Source organism: Pararobbsia alpina (genome assembly GCF_902859895.1).
GTDB lineage: Bacteria > Pseudomonadota > Gammaproteobacteria > Burkholderiales > Burkholderiaceae > Pararobbsia > Pararobbsia alpina.
This window is the reverse complement of the sequence record NZ_CADIKM010000124.1, coordinates 1-2,995: the sequence shown is the minus strand read 5'-3', so window position 1 is coordinate 2,995 and position 2,995 is coordinate 1. Positions and strand designations below refer to the sequence as shown.

Here is a 2,995-nt window from a genome sequence, read left to right as displayed (position 1 = left end):
CCAAAGGCTGTCGAGACCCGCTATTCAGCATCGGCAGTGCCCGCGGGCCGATCGTCGCATCCATTCGCACGTCAACCGGCTATGCGATGCGTATTGGTCAGCGTGTCCCTAGTCGAATCAGCGTGGAGCTACCGACATCCGGCACGCGTGAGCATCGATATTCAACGCAGGCATGAAGGTCTACCGAAACCGATAATCGATCGTGCCTGGGACGCGCAGCTGAGACTGTGCAGGCGATATCGTAAGCTCGTAACCAAAGGGCCCCCGGCGTCAGACTAGTTGTCGCTTCTGAACTTTCTTATCAAGAAGAGTCAGAGGTGCAGGTTGAAGCGAAACAAACGTATTCTGTTGAGTTCAAGGAGCAGGCGCTGTCGAAGGTCCTGCAGCGCGGGAGCCGAACAGTTGGAGCGGTGGCCGACGAATTGAACGTGAACGTATTGACATTGAGGAAATGGATGAGAGGCGCCGCCGCCGCGAACCGGAGCTCGAGCTCCGGACACGCAAGACGTCCGGAAGACTGGTCGCTGGAAGAACGTCTGATGGCCTTGCAGGAGAGTCACGGGCTGGTCGACGAAGCATTGAACGGCTGGTGTCGGGAGCGCGGCCTGTTTGCGCATCATCTCGCGCAGTGGCGAGCGAATTTTTGCACCGTCGGTGGAACCGGGAGCCGGCGCGAGAGCGCCCAGGAAGTACGGGATCTGAAGCAGGCCAATGTCCAGCTGCAGCGCGAGTTGAAACGCAAGGAGAAGGCACTGGCTGAAGCTGCGGCGCTACTGGTGCTGCAAAAACAGTACCGTGCGCTGTTCGAGGGCGAGGCCGAATGACGGCCCCTGAAGAGCGCAAGGAATTGATCAGCCTGATCAGCGAGGCGACCCTGGCCGGGGCTCGCCAGGCACACGCGTGCAACATTCTGGGGCTCAGTGCCCGGACCGTTCAGCGCTGGCAACGCGGCGAACCTGACGCGGTGGACGGGCGCTCGTTACGGCACCATGAGCCATGCCACAAGCTTTCTGCCGACGAACGCGCCGAGTTGCTGGCGGTCGCGAACTCGGCCGAATTCGGTCATCTGCCGCCAACCCAGATCGTGCCGCGACTGGCAGACCAGCAACGCTATATCGCCTCCGAATCGACGTTCTACCGGATACTGAAGGCCGAGAAGCAACTCGCCCACCGGCGCAGCGAACGGCCGGCCCACGCTCGCAGCAAACCGCGTTCGGTTTGCGCCGACGCGCCGAACCAGTTGTATTCCTGGGACATCACGTATCTGCCGACGACGATCCGTGGACAGTATTTTTATCTGTACCTGTTTCTGGATGTATTCAGTCGCAAGATCGTCGGCTGGCAGGTCTATGCCGAGGAAAGCAGCGCGCTGGCCAGCGAAGTCCTCCGGGACCTTTGCGCGCGCGAAGCGATACAGCCTGATAAGGTGATTCTGCATTCGGATAACGGCGGCCCGATGAAAGGCGCGACGATGCTCGCCACCCTCCAGGCGCTGGGTGTCATGCCGTCGTTGAGTCGTCCGGGTGTAAGCAACGACAACCCTTATTCCGAGTCGCTGTTCAAGACCCTGAAGTACCGGCCGGCTTACCCCCTCAAGCCGTTCGATACCCTGTTCGCCGCACGTGCCTGGGTGGGCGCACTGGTGCGCTGGTACAACGAGGAACATCGTCACAGCGCGATCCGGTTCGTAACGCCGGCACAGCGCCATGCCAACCTCGACCACGAGATTCTGGATCGACGCGCGGCGCTCTACGCGACTGCCCGCCAACGCAATCCGCTCCGATGGAAAGGCCGCACGCGCAACTGGCAGCGCGTAAATGCTGTGCATCTGAACCCGGATCAAACCGACACCCTGGCAGGCACTCCGCAACGCCCTAACCAAGAGAGAAAGGCCGCCTGAAATTTATTCGTTGAGGCGACAACTAGCTTAAAAATTTCCGAGGGAAGTGCCCACATGTTGCGATCATCGCGGTCGCACGCGAGTTGGCTGCATTCATCTGGGACGTCGGTCGGCTCGGTATGACTCTGGCTCTACCGCGCGGCCTACAAACCGCATGAACGCAGGCCATTACCGCAGAAAGACCAACGAACAATCGAAAGTTTCCTGAAGGCGGCGCAGCCCGGTATTCGAGTAGCCCGCGACCATGTTTGGCAACGGCATCCGCCGACTTGCGTAGCAAGGAAGCGGCAGGCTCATGAGACGGACCTCTGTAATGCGGCAGCCAACCCGCGAATATCAGCGTGATTCACCGTCGAGATTTACTGCTACGCCGCCCTCAGGAAATTTGCCTTGACCATGATGAAAACCGATCCGGTTTGACACCGGGAGTCATATCAACGCGGCGATAGCTATATACGCATGCTGCTGATCCACGGAGCGCGAGCGGTCCTGTTCAGAAGCAGGAGCAAGGGAGCCTGGTGCGAGCAACTGTCCCAGCGTCGACCTGCGAACGTGGTTGCCGTCGCACTGGCAAACAAGATGGCGCGTACAGCGCGTCGCTACTCGCGAACGACAGGACGTACCAGAAAAACTACGTAGCACAGCAGATTACCTGAAAAATCGAGGCATCGAGCAGGAGGAGCTACGCAGACAGGTTGTTGATAACGATGTGATGGCGAGACAGGTTGGTCCGCAAGAACATAAGCCTGATTGACGCTGAGCGCTTCGAGCGCGCTAGATAGCAGAGGTCGTTCTTGGCGAATTCCATCAGGGCGCGCAGGCTGGCCTGCAGACGCCGGATATAAGCCTGCAGCCAAATCCTCGTCAAGCGTCACAACGATATCACCTTGCAAGCCGGGCGGCGTTCATATAAGCGTCAAGCAGGAGGTCCGGTCGTTGCGCCTGGCTGTCGTTGTCTCTTTTGCAGGCGAAGCGACCAATGCTCATTCGTCGGGCCGCAACCAAAGTTGGGAATAATCAACTGGACGCGTCGCTCAACAGCCAGGCTGGTTCATGAAATGCGTTGACAGCCCTAGCTTGCTAGGGTATTGTGGC

At 59.3% G+C, this 2,995-nt stretch carries 1 protein-coding gene and 3 pseudogenes; all 4 read left to right on the top strand.

The features are described 5' to 3' along the window. Nucleotides 1-108: 108 nt before the first annotated feature. A pseudogene (locus tag HV670_RS29605) lies at nucleotides 109-261 on the top strand (IS110 family transposase); the annotation flags it as partial. 56 nt (nucleotides 262-317) lie between these two features. Beyond that, nucleotides 318-1,900 (top strand): IS3 family transposase gene (locus HV670_RS29600; RefSeq protein ID WP_246258118.1). Its coding sequence is split into 2 segments (ribosomal slippage): nucleotides 318-789 and nucleotides 789-1,900, totalling 1,584 coding nucleotides; the frame shifts between segments, so codons are not numbered across the junction. A gap of 38 nt (nucleotides 1,901-1,938) precedes the next feature. Further along, nucleotides 1,939-2,058 (top strand): annotated as a pseudogene (locus HV670_RS32525) (IS110 family transposase); the annotation flags it as partial. Nucleotides 2,059-2,335: 277 nt separating this feature from the next. Further along, nucleotides 2,336-2,556 (top strand): annotated as a pseudogene (locus HV670_RS31730) (IS110 family transposase); the annotation flags it as partial. Nucleotides 2,557-2,995: the final 439 nt, after the last annotated feature.